The 22588-nt window shown below is 39.2% G+C and carries 16 protein-coding genes; 6 read left to right on the forward strand and 10 right to left on the reverse strand.

Annotated features, from left to right (window positions below):
* Nucleotides 1–545: 545 nt before the first annotated feature.
* The 5 genes from ssuD to CDG79_RS05715 all read left to right on the forward strand — a co-directional run bounded on the left by ssuD (nt 546) and on the right by CDG79_RS05715 (nt 5119).
* Nucleotides 546–1694 (forward strand): FMNH2-dependent alkanesulfonate monooxygenase, encoded by a 1149-nt coding sequence (gene ssuD, locus CDG79_RS05695; protein WP_094341268.1) that lies wholly within the window; start codon nt 546–548, stop codon nt 1692–1694.
* 87 nt (nt 1695–1781) lie between these two features.
* The gene (gene ssuC / locus CDG79_RS05700; protein WP_094341269.1) at nt 1782–2609 is read left to right on the forward strand and encodes an aliphatic sulfonate ABC transporter permease SsuC; all 828 of its coding nucleotides are present in this window, start codon (nt 1782–1784) and stop codon (nt 2607–2609) included.
* Between the two features lie 142 nt (nt 2610–2751).
* Entirely contained in the window at nt 2752–3522 is a 771-nt protein-coding gene (locus CDG79_RS05705) for an ATP-binding cassette domain-containing protein (RefSeq protein WP_094341270.1), read from the forward strand.
* Nucleotides 3523–3700: 178 nt separating this feature from the next.
* Complete coding sequence (locus CDG79_RS05710; RefSeq protein WP_094341271.1) at nt 3701–4165, forward strand: GNAT family N-acetyltransferase; 465 nt, start codon at nt 3701–3703, stop codon at nt 4163–4165.
* A 3-nt stretch (nt 4166–4168) separates the two neighbouring features.
* Complete coding sequence (locus CDG79_RS05715; RefSeq protein ID WP_094341272.1) at nt 4169–5119, forward strand: D-2-hydroxyacid dehydrogenase; 951 nt, start codon at nt 4169–4171, stop codon at nt 5117–5119.
* Nucleotides 5120–5184: 65 nt separating this feature from the next.
* On the opposite strand, the gene CDG79_RS05720 is transcribed toward CDG79_RS05715, so the two are convergent.
* The 3 genes from CDG79_RS05720 to CDG79_RS42115 form a co-directional block, all read right to left on the reverse strand.
* On the reverse strand, nt 5185–5436 hold the full coding sequence (locus CDG79_RS05720; protein WP_094341273.1) for a hypothetical protein: 252 nt from the start codon (nt 5434–5436) through the stop codon (nt 5185–5187).
* 245 nt (nt 5437–5681) lie between these two features.
* The gene (locus CDG79_RS05725) at nt 5682–6881 is read right to left on the reverse strand and encodes an acyl-CoA dehydrogenase family protein (RefSeq protein ID WP_094341274.1); all 1200 of its coding nucleotides are present in this window, start codon (nt 6879–6881) and stop codon (nt 5682–5684) included.
* 51 nt (nt 6882–6932) lie between these two features.
* On the reverse strand, nt 6933–7091 hold the full coding sequence (locus tag CDG79_RS42115; RefSeq protein ID WP_189524893.1) for a hypothetical protein: 159 nt from the start codon (nt 7089–7091) through the stop codon (nt 6933–6935).
* A gap of 74 nt (nt 7092–7165) precedes the next feature.
* Between CDG79_RS42115 and CDG79_RS05730 the strand changes: the two genes are divergently transcribed.
* On the forward strand, nt 7166–12772 hold the full coding sequence (locus CDG79_RS05730) for an ATP-binding sensor histidine kinase (RefSeq protein WP_094341275.1): 5607 nt from the start codon (nt 7166–7168) through the stop codon (nt 12770–12772).
* Nucleotides 12773–12884: 112 nt separating this feature from the next.
* On the opposite strand, the gene CDG79_RS05735 is transcribed toward CDG79_RS05730, so the two are convergent.
* The 7 genes from CDG79_RS05735 to CDG79_RS05765 form a co-directional block, all read right to left on the reverse strand.
* Nucleotides 12885–14417: a flavin-containing monooxygenase gene (locus CDG79_RS05735; RefSeq protein WP_094341276.1), complete on the reverse strand. Its 1533-nt coding sequence runs from the start codon at nt 14415–14417 to the stop codon at nt 12885–12887.
* Between the two features lie 212 nt (nt 14418–14629).
* On the reverse strand, nt 14630–16210 hold the full coding sequence (locus tag CDG79_RS05740) for a tryptophan halogenase family protein (RefSeq protein ID WP_094341277.1): 1581 nt from the start codon (nt 16208–16210) through the stop codon (nt 14630–14632).
* A 75-nt stretch (nt 16211–16285) separates the two neighbouring features.
* Nucleotides 16286–16999, reverse strand: coding sequence for a hypothetical protein (locus CDG79_RS05745; RefSeq protein ID WP_094341278.1), 714 nt, complete (start codon nt 16997–16999; stop codon nt 16286–16288).
* A gap of 683 nt (nt 17000–17682) precedes the next feature.
* Nucleotides 17683–18252 (reverse strand): hypothetical protein, encoded by a 570-nt coding sequence (locus tag CDG79_RS05750; RefSeq protein ID WP_094341279.1) that lies wholly within the window; start codon nt 18250–18252, stop codon nt 17683–17685.
* Between the two features lie 216 nt (nt 18253–18468).
* Nucleotides 18469–19176, reverse strand: a complete 708-nt coding sequence (locus tag CDG79_RS05755; protein WP_094341280.1) for an actin-binding WH2 domain-containing protein — start codon at nt 19174–19176, stop codon at nt 18469–18471.
* 22 nt (nt 19177–19198) lie between these two features.
* Nucleotides 19199–20746: an FAD-dependent oxidoreductase gene (locus CDG79_RS05760; RefSeq protein WP_094341281.1), complete on the reverse strand. Its 1548-nt coding sequence runs from the start codon at nt 20744–20746 to the stop codon at nt 19199–19201.
* A gap of 180 nt (nt 20747–20926) precedes the next feature.
* Nucleotides 20927–22585: a mechanosensitive ion channel family protein gene (locus CDG79_RS05765; RefSeq protein WP_094341282.1), complete on the reverse strand. Its 1659-nt coding sequence runs from the start codon at nt 22583–22585 to the stop codon at nt 20927–20929.
* Between the last annotated feature and the right edge of the window lie 3 nt (nt 22586–22588).

The raw sequence follows: 22588 nt of genomic DNA on the forward strand, positions 1-22588 counted from the left end.
CCCCTGCTCCCCTGCACAAGCACGGGCTTTGAGAGGTGTGGTGAGAAATCCGGGTATTAGCCCCCTACCTTGTCCCAATGATAATTATTTACGCCCACGTACTTAGCGTGGCGTAGGCGATCGCCTGTAAGAGTAACTAGTACACCACGGCGTAAATAAAGCTACCATTTCAAATCAACGAAAGGCTTACGCTGTATTCATTTTGAATTTTGAATTTTGAATTTTGAATTCCGCCTTGCGGTACTAGCAACTTGGGTTATTACAGATAATATTTCATAATCTCTGGTATCATCTGAGTTAATTACGTAATTACCGATCGAATTGGAAATGTGGCTTACTCAGTTAAAAGTTGTATTTTCCAACACAGCAGTTCTGACCACGAAAGTGTCATAATCGTCGGCTAAGGAGTTCGTTATTCAGTCAGCCATTTTTTACTGATGGTTAAATTAGGCTTGATTTTTAGATAATATCGGGTAAAATCTTGACTATAAAATACGGTAATTCGGTCGGATAATCGTAAATTAAACTCCCATACCCTGACAAACATGCAAATTCTCTGGTTTATTCCTACTGGATCTCATGATGGACGCTATTTAGGCACAGATATTGGTTCTCGTGTTGCCACACCTGATTATTTGCAGCAAATTGCCCAAGCTGTGGATAGTTTAGGCTACACGGGTGCATTGTTACCCACAGGGAGTTCTTGTGAAGATGCTTGGATAACTGCTGCTGCTCTCATATCTGTCACCAAGCGGATGAAATTTCTTGTGGCAATTCGCCCAGGAATTACTTCTCCGGGTGCTGCTGCAAGAATGGCAGCAACATTTGACCGGATTTCTAAAGGAAGATTGTTGATTAATGTGGTGACAGGTGGAGATCCGGTGCAACTCGCTGGGGATGGCTTGCATCTTAGTCATGACGATCGCTATGATTTAACCGATGAATTTCTTACCGTTTGGCGGGGTATTGTCAGTGGGGAAACAGTGGATTTTAAGGGAAACTACCTGGATATCAAAGGTGGTAAACTCTTATTCCCACCAGTTCAAAAACCCTATCCACCCTTGTGGTTTGGTGGTTCATCTGCTGCTGCGAAGCGGGTTGCTGCTAAACATATAGATGTTTACCTGACTTGGGGTGAACCTCCACAACAAGTTGCTCAAAAGATTGCTGAAGTTAGGCGATTGGCGGCGGAACTTGGTAGAACAGTCCGCTTTGGGATTCGCTTGCATGTAATTGTGCGAGAAACCGAGTCTGCGGCTTGGGATGCAGCCAATGAGCTAATTAAGTATGTGGATGACGATGCGATCGCAAAAGCTCAGGAGAACTTGGCTAGTTCTGATTCTGAAGGACAGCGACGAATGAGTAAACTACATAGTGGTAGTCGAGAAACCCTAGAGATTAGTCCCAACCTGTGGATAGGAATTGGATTGGTGCGGGGAGGTGCTGGTACAGCCTTAGTTGGAGATCCCGATACCGTTGCCGCTAGGATGCTGGAATATCGTAATTTGGGCATAGAAACCTTTGTGTTCTCTGGATATCCCCATTTAGAAGAAGCGTATCGCACCGCCGAATTATTATTTCCACACCTACCTTTGCAAAGCGAACCTGCACTTTTAACGCCACCAGTCTTGAGTACTGTTAGCGAAATTGTCGCCAATGAAAAATTTTCTAAACAACTAACGAGTGCTTCATGAATAATTCGTAATTAAAGAGCAAATTACGAATTATGTTGATGATGCTTCTAGATTCATCCTTCGGAACAATTGAAAATCCAAAATCCCATGACTATTAGCCTTAAACACACCAAAAGAAACAATAATATATCCCTGAGCGAGGTGTTAGAAAACCCGCAAATCGATAAAATAGTTCCCTGGATTGTGCCCGTTCTAGTGCTAGTATTTTGGGAACTTGCTTCCAGAACTGGTTTACTCTCAACCAGAATTTTACCAGCCCCTAGTGGCGTAATCGCTACAGCCATTAGACTAGCCTCCACCGGAGAACTTTTTCAACATATAGGAATTAGTGCTGGGCGGGCGATATCTGGTTTTATAGTTGGTGGCAGTATTGGATTCGGTTTGGGATTGCTCAATGGCTTTTCCCGGATAGCAGAAAAGTTATTAGATAGTTCCTTGCAAATGCTCCGCACTATCCCTAATTTGGCATTAATTCCCTTAGTAATTCTCTGGTTTGGTATTGGCGATCAAGCTAGATTATTTCTAGTTTCTATGGGGGTATTTTTCCCGTTATATCTCAATACATTTCATGGCATCCGTAGTGTTGATCCTGGACTGATTGAGATGGGAAAAGTCTATGGATTGAAAACACCACAATTATTATGGCAAATTATTTTTCCAGGAGCCTTATCTTCGATTCTCGTCGGTGTACGTTTTTCTTTGGGGATTATGTGGTTGACACTAATTGTAGCAGAAACGATCGCAGCAGATTCTGGACTTGGTTATATGGCAATGAATGCCCGTGAGTTTATGCAAACTGATGTTGTGGTTTTAAGTATTGTGATCTATGCACTGCTTGGTAAATTAGCAGATGCTGTTGCCAAAGGATTAGAAACAAAATTTTTGGCTTGGAATCCAAACTATCAAAAGTCATAAATACTAAAGTCACCAGATTCAAAGGTTGAAAACTCCTGATTTTAACTTTTGATTTATATTCATTTTGAGTGTAATTTACAAATTCAACGTCTTATCAAAGAAATAAATCCTGATTGTTCTGAAAAAAAATGAGGTTTTGCAAGTGAGTTCTAATGTACAGGGTACACAACTAAGTATTTTGGATTTGACGAAATCTTTCGGCAAGAAAACTGTTTTAAACTCACTAAATTTAGAAGTTGAAGCAGGTGAATTTGTCGCTATTGTTGGACGAAGTGGTTGTGGTAAGAGTACCTTATTGCGTCTGGTTTCAGGATTAGATAAAACAACTTCAGGCGGAATACTACTGGATGGAGAACCACTGCGTAGACTTAGCGGCTCTGTAAGAGTGATGTTTCAAGATCCCCGTTTGTTACCGTGGAAGCGCGTTATCCAAAACGTAGGGTTAGGCTTACAAGGCGATTGGCGTGAAAAAGCTTTGTGGGCACTAGATAAAGTCGGACTTAAAGATCGGGCTGATGAGTGGCCGTATGTTTTATCTGGTGGACAACGGCAACGGGTATCATTGGCAAGGGCGTTAGTCAGTCAGCCCCGTTTGTTGTTGTTAGATGAACCTTTGGGAGCATTAGATGCTCTAACTCGCTTAGAAATGCAGCAATTAATTGAAAATTTATGGCAAGAGCGAAGATTTACTGCGTTTTTGGTTACTCATGATGTGGAAGAGGCTGTCGCGTTAGCAGACCGAGTGATAGTGATTGATGAAGGACAAATTTCTCTCGATTTACCTGTGAGACTTTCACGCCCGCGAGATAGAAGTAGCGAAGTGTTTGTAAATATCAGAGAAGCAGTTCTCCAGCGAGTAATGACCAATGAAAATACTCTGTCAAATAACCAATTACTACAGTTGAGTAGTTAAAATTTAAGTTTTAGTTTTTTAGTCAATCGAGATTAAACTTGAGGTAGCTGCGGTAAATAGGCTACTTCGAGATTACAACTTACTCTTAAAAAGCGGTTATAGCAATCCGAAATTGTTTTTAAACACTCAAAGCTTGATTAAAAAAAACATATAGATATCTATTATTTAAATTTAAATAATGATAATTAGACAATTAACAAAGTATGATGTAAAAGATTATAGAAATATCAGATTAGAAGCTTTGTATAAAAATCCAGATTCATTTGGCACAACGGATCATGAAGAAGCAATTAAAACCATAGAACAATTTCAGGATAGAATCTTAGTAGATAATAATAACTTTATTTTGGGCTGCCTTGAAGATAAAGAGTTAATTGGAATATTTGCATTTCACCAAGAATCAAGAATAAAACTTAGGCATAAAGCATATATTACTAGTATGTATGTTCAACAAGAACATCGACGAAAAGGTATAGGTAAATTATTACTAAACGAATTAATTGAAAGAGCAAAAGCTATTAACGAGGTAGAAATATTATTACTTGATATTGTTGAAGGTAATTTCTTAGCGAAACAACTTTATTTATCATTGGGGTTGTGGAAGCGCACCAAAGGTACGATCCAAAATGAAATTAGGGAGTAGCAAATGGTAAAACTAATTTTACCCGATCATCTCATTGCTGATATTGAGCCACACCTACCATCTGATATAGATGTTGTGGAAGTGGATAGTGAAGGTAATCTCGATGGTGATGTCAGTGATGCAGAAGTTTATGTCAACGGATTTTATCTGAAAACTTCTACCCTTGACAAAGTACTGACAGCAGCACCTAGACTGCGTTGGCAACAATCACCAAGCGCTGGCGTAAATCACATTCTCACACCAAATTTTTTGCAAAAGGACATTATCCTTACTAATGGCGCAGGGGTTCATGCGATTCCAATTTCGGAATTTGTATTGGCATTCATGCTCTATCACGCCAAGAATCTGCGGAAATTGCAGACTTTGCAGGATGCACACACTTGGGTAAGAGGAGTGTTTCTCGAAGAGTTGGCAGACGCAACTTTATTAATTCTCGGCACTGGGAATATAGGTCAAGCGATCGCATCTCGCGCTAAAGCGTTTGGTGTTAAAGTTTGGGGTAGTCGCCGCCATCCCGAACCCCTACCGAATTTTGACAAGATTGTTGGTGCTGATGAATGGCGATCGCTCCTCCCAGCAGCAGATTATGTAGTAATTGCTACACCGCTTACTCCAGAAACTAAAGGCTTGATCGATGAAGCTGCATTGCGCTCCATGCGTCAGTCTGCTTACTTAATTAATATCGCTCGTGGTGCGATCGTGGATGAAGTTGCATTACTCACCGCACTAAGTGAGGGATGGATTGCGGGTGCTGGATTAGATACAGTAGCTACAGAACCTCTGCCACCGGAAAGTCCTTTGTGGTCGCTACCAAACGCTTTTATCACACCCCATTGTTCAGCCCTTTCACCACGGCTGAGAGAGCGTATAGCACAACTGTTTATCGACAATCTTATCCGCTACCAAACTGGTCAGCCCTTACGAAATGTCGTAGACAAGAAAGCAGGATACTAAACAATTTAAAATTTTAAATTCTGACTCACGTCGGTCAGCTTGTTCGCTCTTAGCCTTACCGTTTTTTAGATAATTGAACGTCTCCGTAACATCAACAGCATTACCATGCCACTTCCTGCCATTGTTAGTGCCCCAAAAGTTGGTTCTGGCACTTCTACTAAATTTCCAATATTTGTGTATATTATAAGACCATTATCTGGTAATTCTGAGTAAGATATTACCGGATTACTTTGTAATTCTGAGTAAGATATTACCGGATTGGTAGAGTCGATGGTGGGTATTATCCTAGGGTGTTGACTTTGATGAGATTTACCCATTTTTTATTCATACAGTTTTGGTGTCATCATCGGTGAAGCAAATTAAATGAGTAATAAGTAATGAGTAATAAGTAATAGGTATTTACTCATTACTCATTACTCATTACTCATTACTTAAAGAACGCGAAAAATAACTTTTCCCACTGCAAATTTTACTCAGCAAGGATTGGAAAGGATTGGGCATGAATTTTTAACCCCTGAAAAGGTATAAAATCAACACCCTACCCTCATCCCCCACTCGCCAATCACTTGGCTTTCAACACCGACTTACCTAATGACTGGCAAATAACATCATTTTGTGGCGTATGGATACGACTACATAAAACATCTCGGTAGTGTCGCTCTAAAGGATTCCTTTTTAACATACCAGGATTACCTGTCAGTTCTAACGCAATCTCTACAGCCCGAATTGAGTTAGTTGTGGTCAGGTATTTAACAGCTTGTGCCTGTAATCCTACGTTAGACTCATACTCGCCCTTATCAATATCTTGAGCCAAGCTATAAATCAATCTATTGTTAGCAAATAGCAGTGATTCTATCTCACCCACGGCAGTTTGGAAGCGTGGTAGAGTTGCCAGTGGCTCTTTGAGATTAGAAGGCGATCGCTCCCAAAGATATTTAACCAGCCAGTCTCGCGCACTAGTAGCAACACCTAGATATAAGGCACTTATTGTCAAACTGCCCCAAGTGGAAATCAGGGGATCGAAGGATGGCGCAGCAGATATGGGACTGATATTCAGAGCATACTCTGAGGGGATTAATACATTCTCTAAAATCAGATCGTGGCTACCTGTAGCTCTCATGCCCAAGTGATCCCAGGTTTCGACAATTCGCAAACCGGGCAGATCGCGCGGAACTAGAAAACTACCAACTTGTGGTTCATCCTCAGTTGTCCGCGCCCAAACAATAAAGTAACTGAGGATGGGACTACCTGTGGTGTATTGCTTGTGGCCTGTTAAACGCCAACCCTCTGTTGTGCCTTCGGCAATTGTGGCAGGTAATCCGCCTCTAGCTGGTGTTCCTAACTCTGGTTCGACACGGGCCGCATTCAGCAGGGCAATGCCTTCAATGGATTCACGACACAGCCGTTTATATACTTCTGGATGCCAGCGACGACTACGGGCTGCATGGGCATGTTGGAGATAATGCATTGTCAGTACTAGCGCGGTTGAAGCATCGCCACGCGCTATCCCTTCAATCACTCCGCAGATAGTTAGCAACCCTAAACCCTGACCACCTAATTCACGAGGAATGGTGAGGCTGAGTAATCCTGCTTCATGCAAAGCTGTAAAATTCTCAAAAGGAAAAGAACCATCTTTGTCGTGTGCCCCTGCACGGGTAGCAAAGTCCTTGCCCAGAGCCTCAACCCGGTCGAAAATATTAGGGAGAGTTTCTAAGCTTTTGGTTACAAAGGTGTCTGGCACTGCTTGCTCCAACTTTGACATAAAGTAGCCTAAATCCTGCTTTCTTTTCTTCTTCAGTTTATGACCTCGAACTCAGGTCTTTTGGCGATCGCTAGCAATACTACTTAAAGCCGCTCGGAATTTAGGAATTAGTAAGTTATGCAAGTATGACACAAATAGCTTTCGCAGAGCAAGCCAGCTAGAAGATTTAGCGATCGGGCAACTCGATCGGCGCTTATTCCAAAAGCTCATTATATCTAATGATAGTAGTAATTATGTTCTGGGTATACTAAAGCATAAACATAAACTTATAAGAACTAGATCCAATGTTAGTAGAATCAAATCCGGTATTTCTTATACTTGGCTATCGCATTATTAAGCAACTATACTCCGGTAAAAAAACCTTAGTTTATCGAGCTATCAGAGAAAAAGACCAGCAATCAATTATTTTAAAATTGATGCGTAACGAAGATCCTAATTTCGATGAAATTAATCAATTTGTCAATCAATATAGTATTACCAAAAATCTTGAAATTCCGGGTATAGTCAAACCAATAAGTCTAGAAAAATACCATAATAGATATGTTCTAGTCATGGAAGATTTTGGTGGTATTGCCCTTAATCTCTGGCAGCAAGAAGAGCATAAAAAAGGAAAAAATTATGTTTCGTTGAGTGAGTTTTTCGATATTGCCATTGAAATTAGCACAACTTTGGAAGGGCTACATTCCCATTGCATCATTCACAAAGATATCAAACCTGCCAATATTCTGATTAATCGGATAACAGGTAAGACCGGAATTATCGATTTTAGTCTTGCGACTCTATTACCAAGAGAAATTCAATTTCTCACGAATCCCAACGTTCTAGAAGGTACTCTAGCTTATATTTCCCCTGAACAAACAGGACGCATGAATCGGGGTATAGACTACCGTACCGACTTTTATTCCTTGGGTGTCACATTCTTTGAACTCTTGACTGGGCAGTTACCCTTTAGTACTACTGAACCTATGGAGTTAGTCTACTCTCATATTGCTAAAGAACCGCCAAAAGCCAGCTATATTAACTCCAATATCCCTCCAGTTTTATCTAATATTATCAGCAAGCTAATGGCAAAAAATGCTGAAGATAGATATCAGAGTGCTCATGGACTCAGATATGATTTGGAGAGATGTCAAAACCAATGGCAAGAGAAAAGAAGTATTGCAGTCTTTGAATTAGGGATTCGGGATATCTCGAACCATTTTACCATTCCTGAAAAACTCTATGGTCGTCAAAGAGAGATCGAAATTATACTCACTACTTTTGATCGGGTGACAAGCGGAAGCACGGAAATGATTTTAGTCGCTGGTTACTCAGGAATTGGTAAAACGGCTGTGGTCAACGAAGTCCACAAACCCATTGCAAGACAGCATAGTTACTTCATCAAAGGTAAATTTGACCAATTCCAACGTGATATCCCGTTATCAGGATTGGTGCAAGCTTTACAGGATTTAATTGGGCAAATACTCTCCGAAACCGATGCCCAAATTCAACAATGGAAAACCAAAATTTTATCGGCATTGAGTACGCAATCTCAGGTAATCATTAATGTAATTCCTGAACTGGAAATAATTATTGGTAAACAACCTCCATCTACTGAACTTGCTGGTAGCGCTGCTCAAAATCGCTTCAATTTATTGTTCCAGAGATTTATCCAGGTTTTCACCACTAAAGAGCATCCTCTGGTAATATTTCTAGATGATTTGCAATGGGCAGATATAGCTTCTTTGAAGTTTATTCAATTATTAATGGATGAGACTTCTTCTCGCCTTGCTAAGGATAAAGAGAATATATATGAAACTAAGGGTGGTTTGCTACTAATTAGCACCTATAGAGATAATGAAGTTTCAAATCTACATCCGTTATCTTTGACACTAAAAGAAATTGCTAAAACAGGAGCAGTAATTAATACAATTAAACTCTCACCTTTAAGTCAGATTGATTTAAACCATCTGATTGCTGATACGCTGCTTTGTCGAGAGGAAATTGCTGTTCCTCTGACTCAAATGGTGTTTATTAAAACTAAAGGCAACCCCTTTTTTACATCTCAATTTCTTAAGTTATTATATAATGAGGGATTAATTGAATTAGATTTTGATGCTGGTCATTGGCAGTACGATATTACCAAAATTAAAACTTTATCCCTTACAGATGATGTAGTAGAATTGATGGGCATCCAAATAGAAAGATTGCCCAAAAACGTACAAAATGTATTAAAAATATCTGCTTGTATTGGTAATGAGTTTGACTTAAAAACATTATCAATTGTCAATGAAAAATCATTAATAGATACTGCATCCGACTTATGGCAAGCATTAGTTGAAGGACTAATTATACCTCAGAAAGATGGTTATAGTCTTACACCAGAAAATGATAAACAACTATTAGGATTTTCAAATAGAGAATCGGAAAATTTATCAATTACTAATTTTCCATCGCAGAGGTATAAATTCGTACATGATAGAGTTCAGCAAGCAGCTTATTCTCTAATTCCCCAAGACCAAATTAAACAAATACACTTAAAAATTGGGCTGCTTATCTTGAAAAATACCCCAGTTTCCGAACGAGAAGAAAATATTTTTGAGCTTGTAAATCATTTTAATATTGCAGTCGAATTCATCACCGAGCAAGCTAAACGTAATGAGCTAGCCGAAATGAATCTGATTGCTGGACGTAAAGCTTTAGTATCAACAGCTTATTCATCGGCACTTAAGTATTTAACTACTGGAATTGAGCTATTAGCTGATGATAGTTGGGATACGAAATACGATATCACCTTAGCTTTGTATAATACCGCCGCAGATGCCTCATATCTCAGTGGTGATTTTGAATATACAGAAAAATTTGTCCAGGCTGTGTTGCTAAAAGCGAAAACCCCACTAGATAGAGTTAAAGCTTATGAAGTAAAAATACAGTCTTATGGTGCACAAGGAAAAGAACTGGAAGCTGTCAATATTGCAAAAACATTTTTGGAAACTTTGGGAGTAGAGTTTCCTACAAATCCCAGTCAATCAGATATTCAGATAGAAATAGAGATAACATCTGCAAAATTAGCTAATAGACCTATTCAAGACTTAATTGAACTTCCAGAAATTACAGAGGCCAAACAATTAATAATCATGCGTATCTTATCTAGTGTAATTGGTATTACTTATACCGTTGCACCGGAATTATTAGTGTTAATTATTCTGAAACAGATCAATTTATCTATCAGATTTGGTAATTCTCCTTTGTCTGCTTTTGCATACGTAATGTATGGAGTAATGTTGTGTGGAGTAATAGGAGACATTGATTCGGGATATAAATTTGGCAAACTGGCTGAGAGTTTATTGCCTAATTTTCAAACAAAAGAGGTAACTGGCAAGATTATGGAAACATTTAATCATCTTGTCAGACATTGGAAAGAGCATATAAAGCAAACATTGAAACCTTTACTTGAGGCTTATACTACTAATCTCGAAGTAGGAGATATGGAATTTGCAGCTTATGCTCTTTATGGCTACTCCCAACATGCATATTTTACAGGAAAGGAATTAGTAGAGCTTGAACACGATCTAGCAATCCATAGTAATACTATTAGGCAAATAAAGCAAGAAAGAGTATTTCATTGGAATGAAATATTTCGGCAGACAATTTTGAATCTTCTTGGAAATGTGAAAAATCCTCAGACTTTAATTGGTGAAGCATACGATGAAGATAAAATGCTATCACTTCATCTTAAAGCTAAAGATGGAGTAGCACTTTTTTTCCTATATTTCTGCAAACTTCACCTATGCTATCTACTTGCTGATTACTCTCAAGCTCTTGAAAATACAGTAATGCTAGAAAAGTACTTATATGCTGGTGTAGGCATGTTTGTTACTGCTCAATTTTATTTCTACGATTCATTAACCCATCTAGCAGTATACTGTGATTTAGAGAAATTTGAGCAACAAAAAATTCTGAATAGAGTGGTAGAAAATCAGAAAAAAATGCAAAACTGGGCAGTTCAGGCTCCCATGAATCATTTGCATAAATTTTATTTAGTAGAAGCGGAACGACATGGAATTCTTGGTCAATATCTTGAAGCGATAGATAATTATGAGTCAGCTATTTTTCTTGCAAAACAAAATGACTACATTAACGAAGAAGCTCTTGCTTACGAATTAGCGGCTAAATTTTATCTCAAATGGGGTAAACAAAGAATCGCCCAAGTCTACCTCACTGATGCCTACAATTGCTATGTTCGCTGGGGAGCATTAGCCAAAGTTAATGACTTGCAAAAACGCTATCCTCAATTGCTTGCACCCATTATTAAGCAAGAAAAACTTAGCAATTTTTGCAGTGAAAAAACCCTACCTGAACTGAGCATACACTTATCTACACTTAGTACTGACCATACTCTGCTTACGAATGAAAATGTCAACACTACTATTTCAGATATATTAGATTTGGGAACTGTTATTAAAGCTTCTCAAGCAGTGTCTGGAGAGATTGAGCTAGAGGCACTCCTTTCTACTTTAATGGAAGTTGTAATGGAGAATGCAGGAGCTTCTAAATGTGTACTGATTTTGTGTGAAGCTGATAACTTAGATTTAACTATTACTGCAATTAGTTATAATTCCACTTTTGGAGATACTCATACTGAGTTTTTATCTGTTCCTTTAGAGTTTAGCGATAGTGTTCCTATTTCTTTAATTAATTATATTAAACGAACTAGAGAAATATTAGTAATTGATGATATTAATTCTGAAGCTAATTTTGCGGCAGATACCTATATTAACCGTGAGGAGCCAAAGAGTATATTATCTATTCCAATGCTTAATAAAAGCAAACTTGTAGGGTTGATTTATCTAGAAAACAATTTAACGATAGGGGCATTTACACGCGATCGCCTAGAAGTTATAAAACTATTAACGACCCAAGCTGTAATCTCTTTAGAAAATGCTATTCTCTATAAAAATTTGGCTGAAGCTAATGAGAGCTTGGAGGAATACAGTTATATACTAGAGGAAAAAGTGGAAGTCAGAACAGCAGAACTTAACGAAAAAAATCAACATCTGCAAGAAGCTGTAGAAGAATTACAAAGTACCCAAAGTCAATTAATTCAAAGTGAACGAATGTCTTCATTAGGGCAAATGGTAGCAGGAATTGCTCATGAAATTAATAATCCCATCAGTTTTATTCATGGAAATATTACTCACGCAACTCATTATGTTCAAGAATTGCTAGATTTAATTAATATTTATCACCAGCAATATCCCCATCCCTCAGTAATAGTGAAGCAAAAAATTCAGGAAATGGATGTAGAATTCCTGAAAGAAGACCTACCAAGAGTCCTCGATTCTATGAATATGGGAAGTTCCCGTATCCGAGATATTATTCTGAGCTTACGTAGCTTTTCTCGTCTAGATGAATCGGAAATGAAGCCTGTAAATATTCATGAAGGCATCGATAGTACCCTAATGATTTTGCAGCACCGACTTAAGGAAAAGAGCAATCGCCCAGAAATTGAGGTCTTTAAAGAATACGCACAACTGCCGAATGTTATTTGCTATGCTGGTCAACTAAACCAAGTATTTATGAATATTTTAAGTAATGCAATCGATGCTTTAGATGAGGACGAGAATGAAGGAGATTTTCCGAGGAAAAAGCCTCAGATTTGGATTTGTACTGAACTAGGAGAAGTAAACACGCTGAAGATTCGGATTGCTGATAACGGTCACGGCATGACTGCACAGGTAGAGCAGAAAATATTTAATCCTTTTTTTACTACTAAGCCAGTGGGAAGTGGTAGGGGATTAGGGTTGTCAATTAGCTATCAAATCGTTGATAAACACAACGGTCATTTAAGCTGTGATTCAACTCTTGGAAAGGGGACTGAGTTTGTGATTGAGATTCCAATGCAACAGTGAGACAAGCTGCCGAGACTGGAAAATTTACAATACGGTTAGGTTGAGAACTTCACCAAACCGTATTAGGGAGATATCAACGAACGCTTCTCATCAGTACAATTGGCGCGATGGGCTACGCCTTGGCGGAGGCGATCGCAGAATTATTGAGAAATGGATGTTCTTTTACCTGTAATTCCTGGCGGAGATGTTTGTAAGCAGATGGATCTATTGGCATCAGAAACTCCCCAAGCAAGTTACCTGGTTGACGGCGGCTACTCAGACCCATATCCTGAAGCAACTCATCAATGTAATGGAATGTAAAAGGAGTTACACATGCTCCACTGACAAAAGCATAAGGTCTATCTTTTTTCCTCCATTCCAACTCTGCTGTTACATCCTCTAGCATCTGTTGTTGGGATGGTAAAGTTATACTTCCTTTGACGTACTCTGATAACCACCTAGCACCAATCTCTGCTGATAACTGGGCACAGAAAGTGTAGTTATAACCAACAAAACCCATCTGGGGAACATGAGGGTGAATGAGATGGCGGTAAAGATGGATAGTGCCTTCCTCATCAAATACTTGCCTGTGATACTTCTCTTCTAAAAAGGGGATATCTTGAAGAAATCCTGTACCAAAGACAACAACATCTGCTTGTATTTGCTCGCCGTTATCCAATTCTACGCCACTAGCAAAAAACTTGTTGATTTTTGTCTTGATAGCACGAATTTTGCCTGCACGTACATACTCAAAAAAGCCTTTAGGCACCAAGCCGATACTACAGCCAATCAATTTGTCCATAGGTTGTTTGGGCACCATCCCACAAGCATCAAGCGGAAACTGTAAGCGCAGGATAGTCTCATTTAACCGCCAGAATGCCCACACCAATGGCTTCCCAAAACTATGCAGCCACTTTTCCCATCCTTGAAGTTTATGATAGGGCATCCAAGTTTCTGCAAACCGAGTCAGGAAAATATACTTGAGGTTGAACAGACCGAGAAAGAAGTTAGGAACTTTCCACAGCGCTTGACGGAAGACAAGGGTACACTCCTTAGCCTTACTAGCTGCGAGATTCGCAAGATCGGTGGCTGACTTGCCAAAACCGACAACAACTACTCGCTTGCCCTCAATTACAGAGCTGTCATTAAAGTTGTTAGTATGTATTACCTGACCTCCAGCGGCAATGAACTCTTCCATTCCCGGCAAGTTAGGAATGTAGGGAATATCATAAGTGCCATTACACACAATAAGAAAGTCGAACTCGTAATTTTTTTTTCCGATCTCCCGATCGTTTTCTTGAAAGCTAACACTAATTATCCATCCAGTAGTATTTCCTGATTTACGCTCCACTTTAGTTACTTTTGCACCAAACTGAATTTTTTCTACTACACCAAAGTGTTGAGCATAGGATTCAAGGTAAGCACATATTTGCTCTCCTGAAGGCCATTCTGGATAAGAGGCTGGCATAGGATAGTCTGAGAAAGCATAAGTGTCTCTGGGATTTTGGATCGATAGTCCTGGGTAAGTCCTCGATCTTTCCCAGACACCACCAAGTCCCTGCCGTTTCTCGAACAATGTAACTTCGTAACCTTCCTCAAGAAATGTCTTTGCTGAGACTAATCCACTGACTCCAGCTCCAATCACACAGACTTGTTTGACTGTCATCTTGGGTTCTCCTAAATTATGAAATTGGTACAGGAATCTGCTGTGGCCGATCGCTAACCAAGCTAAGAGGGTGTTTGAAAAGTCCGGGTCTAGCCCTTCTGATGGGCTTAACTGCAACGATAAATCAAGGCTCTAGCCCTATACTGAGATACTTGGCTGTGCTAACTATGAGGTCAAACGACCCTTTTCAAACATTTTCTCAGATACCCAGACTACTCTTGTGACTTAATTACATGGGTTAAATATTCATACTGGGACGGCAAAGTTGAACTTAGGTAATTGGCTCTTTCCTTAATTTCCAAAAATGCAGCTTGGGCATTGTGATTTTTGATATGCTCTAAAATGGGCAGGCTGCTTTCAGGCATATAATTTAGCCCCAGCAACATTACTGAATAAGAGTAAGACTCGAAGCCGTGGTATTTCGGATTAATACTCTTATTGCTCGGCAGTCTATTTTTCCATAATTTTAATTTTTCCCCTAGTTCTTCTGGGACTTTGATATTGGTCTTAGTTGCTTTCCAGAATTCTGTGTCAGTGCGATCGCTAGCATAGTAATGAAGTGTCAAAAATTCTCGCACACCATCTATGCAGTCAGCGATAACCTTGTTATAGCTGTGAATTAGCTCTTCATTGAAAGATTTGCTAGGAAAGTGGCTAACTAATTCTTCAATTCCATGTTGAATGAAAAAGATGCCAGTAGATTCTAATGGTTCCACAAATCCACTAGAAAGACCAATTGCTACACAGTTTTTCACCCATGAGTTTCTGTTGCGTCCAATCCGCATCTTGATATGAGAGGCTTGACAATTATCAGCAGCAGATCCCAAGTGCTGGCGAAATTCCTGTTCTGCTTCCTCAGCAGAAATGAATGCGCTGGCATAAACATACCCTGTACCATTTCTACCATACAAAGGTATATTCCAGACCCAACCAGAGGAAAGCGCAGTTGCCGTGGTGTAAGGGTTGATACCATCTTTTTTTAGATCGGTTGGTATCTGCATGGCGATCGCGCGATCGCACAACAGCGACTCTGAATAAGAAATGAATGGCTCATCAAGCACTTTGTTGATCAAAAGACCACGGAAACCAGTACAGTCAATGAAAAGGTCGCCACTAAGAATGCCATGCTCTTTGGTTGTGAGGCTACCTATGCTGCCATCCTCAGTTAACTTGGTATCCACCACATCATCAACAATTTGCTTTACTCCTCTTTCCATTGCATAATCTTTCATGAATCTTGCGAGTAGATTCGCATCAAAATGATAGGCATAGGGGTACTGAATCTTTAAATTATCTAGGATACTTTTCTTGACAATATGTCCTTGAGAAAATTCATTTTGAACTTTGTCATCAAAGACTTTACCATCCAGATATCTAGGAGAACTTTGATTGTCACACAGCCAGGGAGTTAAAAAGCAGGCATAATCAAATGCTTCTCGATCTTTCTTCATTTTCAGCCACCATTCAGAGAGATCAAAGCCATCAATCACCTCGTATCTCTGGAAAGGATGGTAGAAGTGATCTCCCTTCGCATTCCAATTGACAAACTTAATTGCCATCTTGTATGTGGCATTACACTTTGGCATCCATTCATCTTCTTGTAGCCCCAGAAAATCAAAGAATACTTTGATGGTACTAAAAGTTGCTTCTCCAACTCCAACTTTTGTGATGTTAGATGATTCTACCAGCGTAATCTGAATATTTTTATCTAGTGCTTTACTCAAATAAGCTGCCGTCATCCAACCTGCTGAACCACCACCAACAATCACAACATTTTGTACATCCTGTGACATAGCTAGAGTTCCTCTTTTCCTCTTTAAGTTTAAAATTAAGTCTGGAAGCAAATTTAAAAAAGCTTGTTTAAGAATTTATGCAGCTTTCAATTTTTGCTCAATTTCATGGGTTTCAGCATATACCAAAAGATCGCTTGTAAATTGTGTAAAAACTGTAAATAAGTTCTCAACCAATTCAAAAGCTTCTTGTCGAGTTACTTCTGATAGTTGAATATGTTGTAAAATTCCTTCTATTCCAGATGCACCTGTCATGTGACCAGTTTCAACAGCCAGATGGAAATCTGCAAAATATCGGCATGGTTTTTCGGTAATTACTTTAACTTCTTTGCAAATCTCTGCTGTAGCTGAAAACATTATGTTACCTGTAGCTTCGGTAACTTCAATAACTATGATTTTCTGGATAGGAGTAGCTTGGGAAGTATATCGATAAAGTTGATAGTTTAACCAGCGAGCATTCTTTGTTTCTTCACCCCAAAGAAATTTTAATGCATCACTAAATTTCAATGATTTGTCAAGCTCTAGGTTTTTCATATCTTCCACAAACCACAGCCAATGATGATCGTCTTCATAAGTATGCTTGTTAATTAGTCTCTGAATCGGATCGTTAGTTGGTTCTACTCGCAAAAAATACTTATTCAGTTCTGCAAAGTTCATAATAAAATGAGCCGCACATGGTGCCCAAGCTAGCCTTTGTCTGTGATTTATAGTTTTGTCTCGCATAAAATTAAACAAGGGCAGTTGAGCATATTCTTGTTTTTTTTGCTCAATCAAGGTTAATACTTCTTGCATATTTGTTGTACCTATTGTCAATGTTTAATGTTAGAGCGAAAGTTCCTCATACTAGCGATCGCACTCCTAGTAAGTAGGACAATAATTTCTTGTGTATTGTGCTACGCATCTCGACACAAAATTTTCTATACTAGTAAGCACTATACTTACAAGTAAAGTTTTGATTGATACTTTATTACCCTTGTGACCGTTGCCTTGTTTTGTGAAAGGTAATATATTTCAATGCCGTTCTAAGGGACTTCCAATTAAAAAAATATCCAATTTTGTAGGGTGCGTTAGCGACAGCGTAACGCACCGCCAGATATCTCGGTGCGTTACGGCTTTCGCCTAACACACCCTACTGTATATTTTATTTTTTGGAAGTCCCTAACTTAGAATATCTTTGCCAATTTACAAGTATTGGCATAGAGAACCTGGATTTCTCACACTTGTTTTTACTTGATGGCAAAAAAATCAGCCAATAAAATCCTGTATGGTTTTTGTGGAAGGAATTTCTAACACAGTTAATGTAGTGTTTATATTTTTCTATGGATAGTACCCTCAAGGGTACTATTACCGCCAAAAGTGCTTAACGCGCCGCAAGAACTTGTCACCAATGGGCGTGGAGTGATGCGAAACACGTGGTGCAATGCTGGGGGCCGAAAGCTCCCGACATAATGCGTTTACAAACAAGCCGTAGTCGATTAATTCAAGTATCGAATCGACTGCGTAATTCTGACTGCTTCTTGGGGAGTAACGTTACTACAATTAGACAATTCTGGTACTATTCCCGTACCAACAAATCTGTAAAAGAGACCACTTTCTGAACCCAACCACTGCGATAGCAATGTTGATTGTTTGGCATTACCGTATAGTCCTTGCTCCAAAACGCTTTTTCCAAATATCGGAGAATTTATCGGGTAACTGCGCGTTCCAGAAGGCAAGTCGCCAATACCACCAGATACTGACTCAATCGCAAAGCATTTATCTGCACTTGAATTTTTGTAAACAACTAAGTAACCCAAGCTGTCAACATTTTCGCGCCCAGCCGAGACTAATACTTTGTCAGCACGAAAATCTGCGGGTATATAACTTGGTAATGCTACTTTTAACCCTAGCGATCGCAAAACTTTTAATTGAGTCGGTGTTAATTTTGTTATCGAATTGCTTTGTGAAGGTTTGGGTTGAGCAATTACCGTAGCCGTAGAAGCGATAATATAGGCGACAACGCAAGAGAAAGCAAGGTTAACTGAGTATTTGGATAATTTAATCATCACTAATTATACATAGTAGCAAATAGAGAGAGAGTCCACTAGTGGTACTAGTTTCAAACCACTTCGTTGCTCTCGCAATGACATATTCACAAGTAATTTGCCAGATATGATATGACACATCAACGTGTTGAATGTGGGATAGATTGTGAAACAATGAACCTAAATTGAGCAAAAAACTGATTTTATATATTCGATATTTTGTTAAATTAATAATTACTAATTACGGATTCCTAAGAGATAGCTAATAGTGTGAATTACACTCAAATAGAAATTGCCTTCCCTTTCGCGGAATAGTTCAAAAGCCGAACCAGGTGTGCCAAAAAATGGTCTGAGAGTCCAGCCTAACTGACTGCCTACGAAAGCGTAAAGAAATAGCCAAAATTTTACAATTCTACCGCGCGTCTTAGTACCTTCATTATCCTGTTCTAAAACTATATTTGTAGCCTGATATAAAGACGAAATTCCAATAAATCCAGTTAATGCAAAGATGAATACATTTAGCAGAATTAAAAATTGGTAATTATTGGTGGTAATTAAGAAAAAAAGAGTTATTGGTGCAAAGCTAAATAAAAGTACGCTCGTAACTGAAACAGCAGTCAATACTAATGCTAAGTGCTGTGCAAAAGTCCGCTTGGAACCAAAAATAATATTAGCAAAGAACAACGTCGGGATACAAATCAGGAGTGTAATTAAATAAAGGGCTGGGAGTTTAATGGCAGAAGACAAAGCTTGCATCCAGCTATGGTATGCACCAATGATTCCGCCATAAGCCGCGAGAAATAAGGAACTGCAAACCAGCAGAGAAATGATTTTATTTGGTAATCTCGTCCCTTGGCGAACTTCCTCTAGAAATCCTTGGCGATCGCGCAGGAATCCAATCAGCACTGCAAAGTATTTTATTCCTGAAGATTTCCGTTCAATCATATTCGCCTCACAGAGATATTATTCAAGTTTCATCTGAGTAATCACCGCCAGAACCATACTTCCAGGCATCGATCAAACGATGCCAATAATATTGTTGTTCATTTGGTTGATGCCTAATCCATGTTTCTAACATTGGACTCAACAAAAATAAGGCAGTATATACACCTAAATTATTGTAATGTATCATCCAATCTAATAAATTTCCCACACCTACTTGCGGAACGATCTTGGCAACTATTCCCGGATGAGATAAACCAGTTTTTAACAATGTTTGCGTTAGTGCCGAAAACTGCACTATATCCTGTAAAAATGGTTTTAGCACTGGTGTACCCAACTGCTGCATTTCCTGAAATACTGCTGAGAGTAGTTGGTTAATCTGATCTGGGGCAATTTTTTGATTTACACTAACACTCATCGCCTTTTGAAACAACCAAGTAACAGTCAGACTTGGCTGATAGGGTTGCAGCAGTGTTAAGGCTTTTGCAGATAATTGTTCTGTTTCTAGTGCTTCGTGAATGCCATAAGTTAAACGCTTCAGGTGACGCACCATTGCCCCAAAACCACCAAAACTCAAGGGAGATTGACTACCACTGCTATCTCCCACTGGTAGAATGCGATTCCAAGGGGTTTTTAGCGGACTTTGGCGATGGGTGGGAAAGAAACCAAACAAGGCCCGTTGAAATTTCAGCTTGTTCAATTCCACTCTCTGATATTCTGGTAGGAGACGCAGGTATTCCTCAAATAAAGCTTCTAAACTCAAGCGTTGGGGATGTGCATCCATGTAAGTAAATAAGTAAGTTGTTCTACCATCCCTGGCTGGGAAGGCTTCCCAGAAGTACTGACATTGATTTTGCAAGGATGTAAATGATAATAACAAGTCGCCTGAGTTATTTTCCGCAAAACCTTGGGCGCAACTTCCCACAACTAAGCACAGTGCATCTGGTTTTTTGCCTTGGCGTGCTTGTTGGCTGATGGGTGAAAGATGTCCCATCGCGTCGATTAATAACCGAGTTTTGAATTGGTTATTTACCATTACCCCATCTTGATGAACCATTGCTTCGGTAAAGGGTGTGTTTTCTAACAACTTTCCACCAACGGCGAGAAATCGGGTTTTCAATGTAGCCAGCAGATAAACTGGATCTACGCCGATATTCAAAACATCCTCTACCCAAACTTCTGTACCGCCATCAAAACTAACTCGCGCTGGGTTATATTGGGTGGCGATCGCACTTGATAATTCTTCCTCAGTCAGCAAGTTCAATTCCACAAATACATCTAGTTCTTTGCGAGAGATATTCCATTCTTGTTCCCTCCCCTGCAAAACTCCCCGTTCCATCAACGCCACCCGCAGTCCCTTCACAGCTAAGGCACAACCAATTAAAATGCCTAAAGTGCCACCGCAGATAAGCACATCGAAGTCTACAACGCCTAAAGGTTGTTGATTTTCTTTAACTAACTGTGGTGTGGGTGCGGTGTTTTCTCGCACAGATGTAAGGATGCGATCGCTTTGACGCAATCCTCCTAAAACATCGTTTGGTAATTGGGAAAGAATTTCTTCGGTTAAAGACATAGGGTTTAATGCCAGCAGAGTTACTAGTATCGATCGTATCTTTGCTGGAATTAAACCTTTGTCCCAAATCGAATAATTTTGCGATCGCAGGTAAGCCTGTAAATATCCCTTTCAACACGGTAATGGCTGTTTTTGCAGTCTTCTACTTAGTTTTTAATTCTTTTCAATTCAACTCCTCCCTCATCCTAGTGTGTAGATATAAGCTTGTCTCAGCCGCCTTACCATCTCTCGGCGGACCTCATTTTGCACGCGATCGCCACGCCGCCAGTGTTCTAACTGAATATTATCAACGTAGAACCTGACAGAAAATTGCATACCAGAACCTTGGATATCAGTTAACTGAACTTGTGGCTCTTTCCAGGCAACATTAGATTCTTTAAAACTGTCATTTAGCCATTCGACAACTTTTAAAGAGTAGTCATCTAATCTTGTTTCATCTACACCTGGATTGGAAACTTTTTGAAATAATTTATTTAACTTAATTTTGAGGAGGTCAATTTTTTGCTCCCATTCATCGGGCAAAATACGTTGATCTTCAAATACTAAGTCAGGGTCTTCTAACCAAGTTTTATACCATTCTCGGATTAAAAATATTAACTGTTTACTAGATGAATTTTGTTCTTCATCTAGCCAGGATTTTACCCGTTTACCCTTTCGTTCTGTGATAATTACTAGCCCTACAAGATTCAATATCTCTAGATAGCTTTGCTGGATATTTTTCAACTCTTCTGAAGTCAATCCACCCTTCTCTAATTGTTTAATTTGTCTAACAAAAACCTCAAAGGATTCTTCAATCTTCTCTATGTGACTATTCACCTCTTTTTCAACTAGTAAACGCAAACGCCCTGCTTCTTTCTTTGACAGCTTATCTCCCTCGGCTTCTTTCAATGCCGCAAAGCTTTCCAAATACTGAATTTTCTCATCGATATTGCCTAATGTGTCTGGATGTCCAATGATAATTTGCCGCAGAATATTTGTTGCTACCACTGCATCTGCATCTACTCTGACTGACACCTTAATTGTATAAGCGTAGTGAGTTGTAGGACGACTGAGGTTGATGATATTTTGACTTCCCAAAGATGTATTTGGAGTATATACTTCGCAATGTTCGTTAATCAGATATAGCTTAGTTACTCGGATACCGATATTTTTGATAATTGCTATTGAACCATTTGGCATAGCGATAACATCACCAAATTTAAAGGGCGTATCAACTAACAATACCAATCCACTAAAAAAATCGCTTAAAATATCTTTTACTGCCAATCCCAGAACTACAGTGATGCTACCTATAGCTAAACCGATTCCAGTTAAATCAAACCCAAGGGTGCTAAAAAATAGAGATATCCCAATTAAGTAAATTATGACTGGGATAAAATTTTTTAAAAGTGGGATTAATACATCATCCCATACAGCCTCAGTTTTCCGCGCGTAGTCTTTCAAGTAGGAAACTACTGCTTCCGTAAACAACAGAGATATGGAGTAGGTGACAGTAGCAATTAGTAAAGCCGTAAGTCCTCGATCGATCCAATCTATGATTCCTCCCGATCCTAGTTGGGTCAGTGAGAGTTTGAGATTAGCAAAAATAAAAATAGCTATAGCAGGAATTTGTAAAATGCCAAGGATAAGTAGGGCTGTATCTTTTTCTGTTCGGCGAAAAAACGCTCGCAAAAAATAAAATAATAATATGTAGAGTATGAAGCCAACAACTATAAATGCACCAAATGTGTAGAAAAAATAACTAATTTGTGTACTCGTTGGTAAGGTCGGATGTGCTTGTGGTACTAACGGCACTTTTGATGTAGATTCCGCCGCTTGGGCAACAAGGTTATAAATCATTGG

The sequence above is a fragment of the Nostoc sp. 'Peltigera membranacea cyanobiont' 232 genome (genome assembly GCF_002245985.1).
GTDB lineage: Bacteria > Cyanobacteriota > Cyanobacteriia > Cyanobacteriales > Nostocaceae > Nostoc.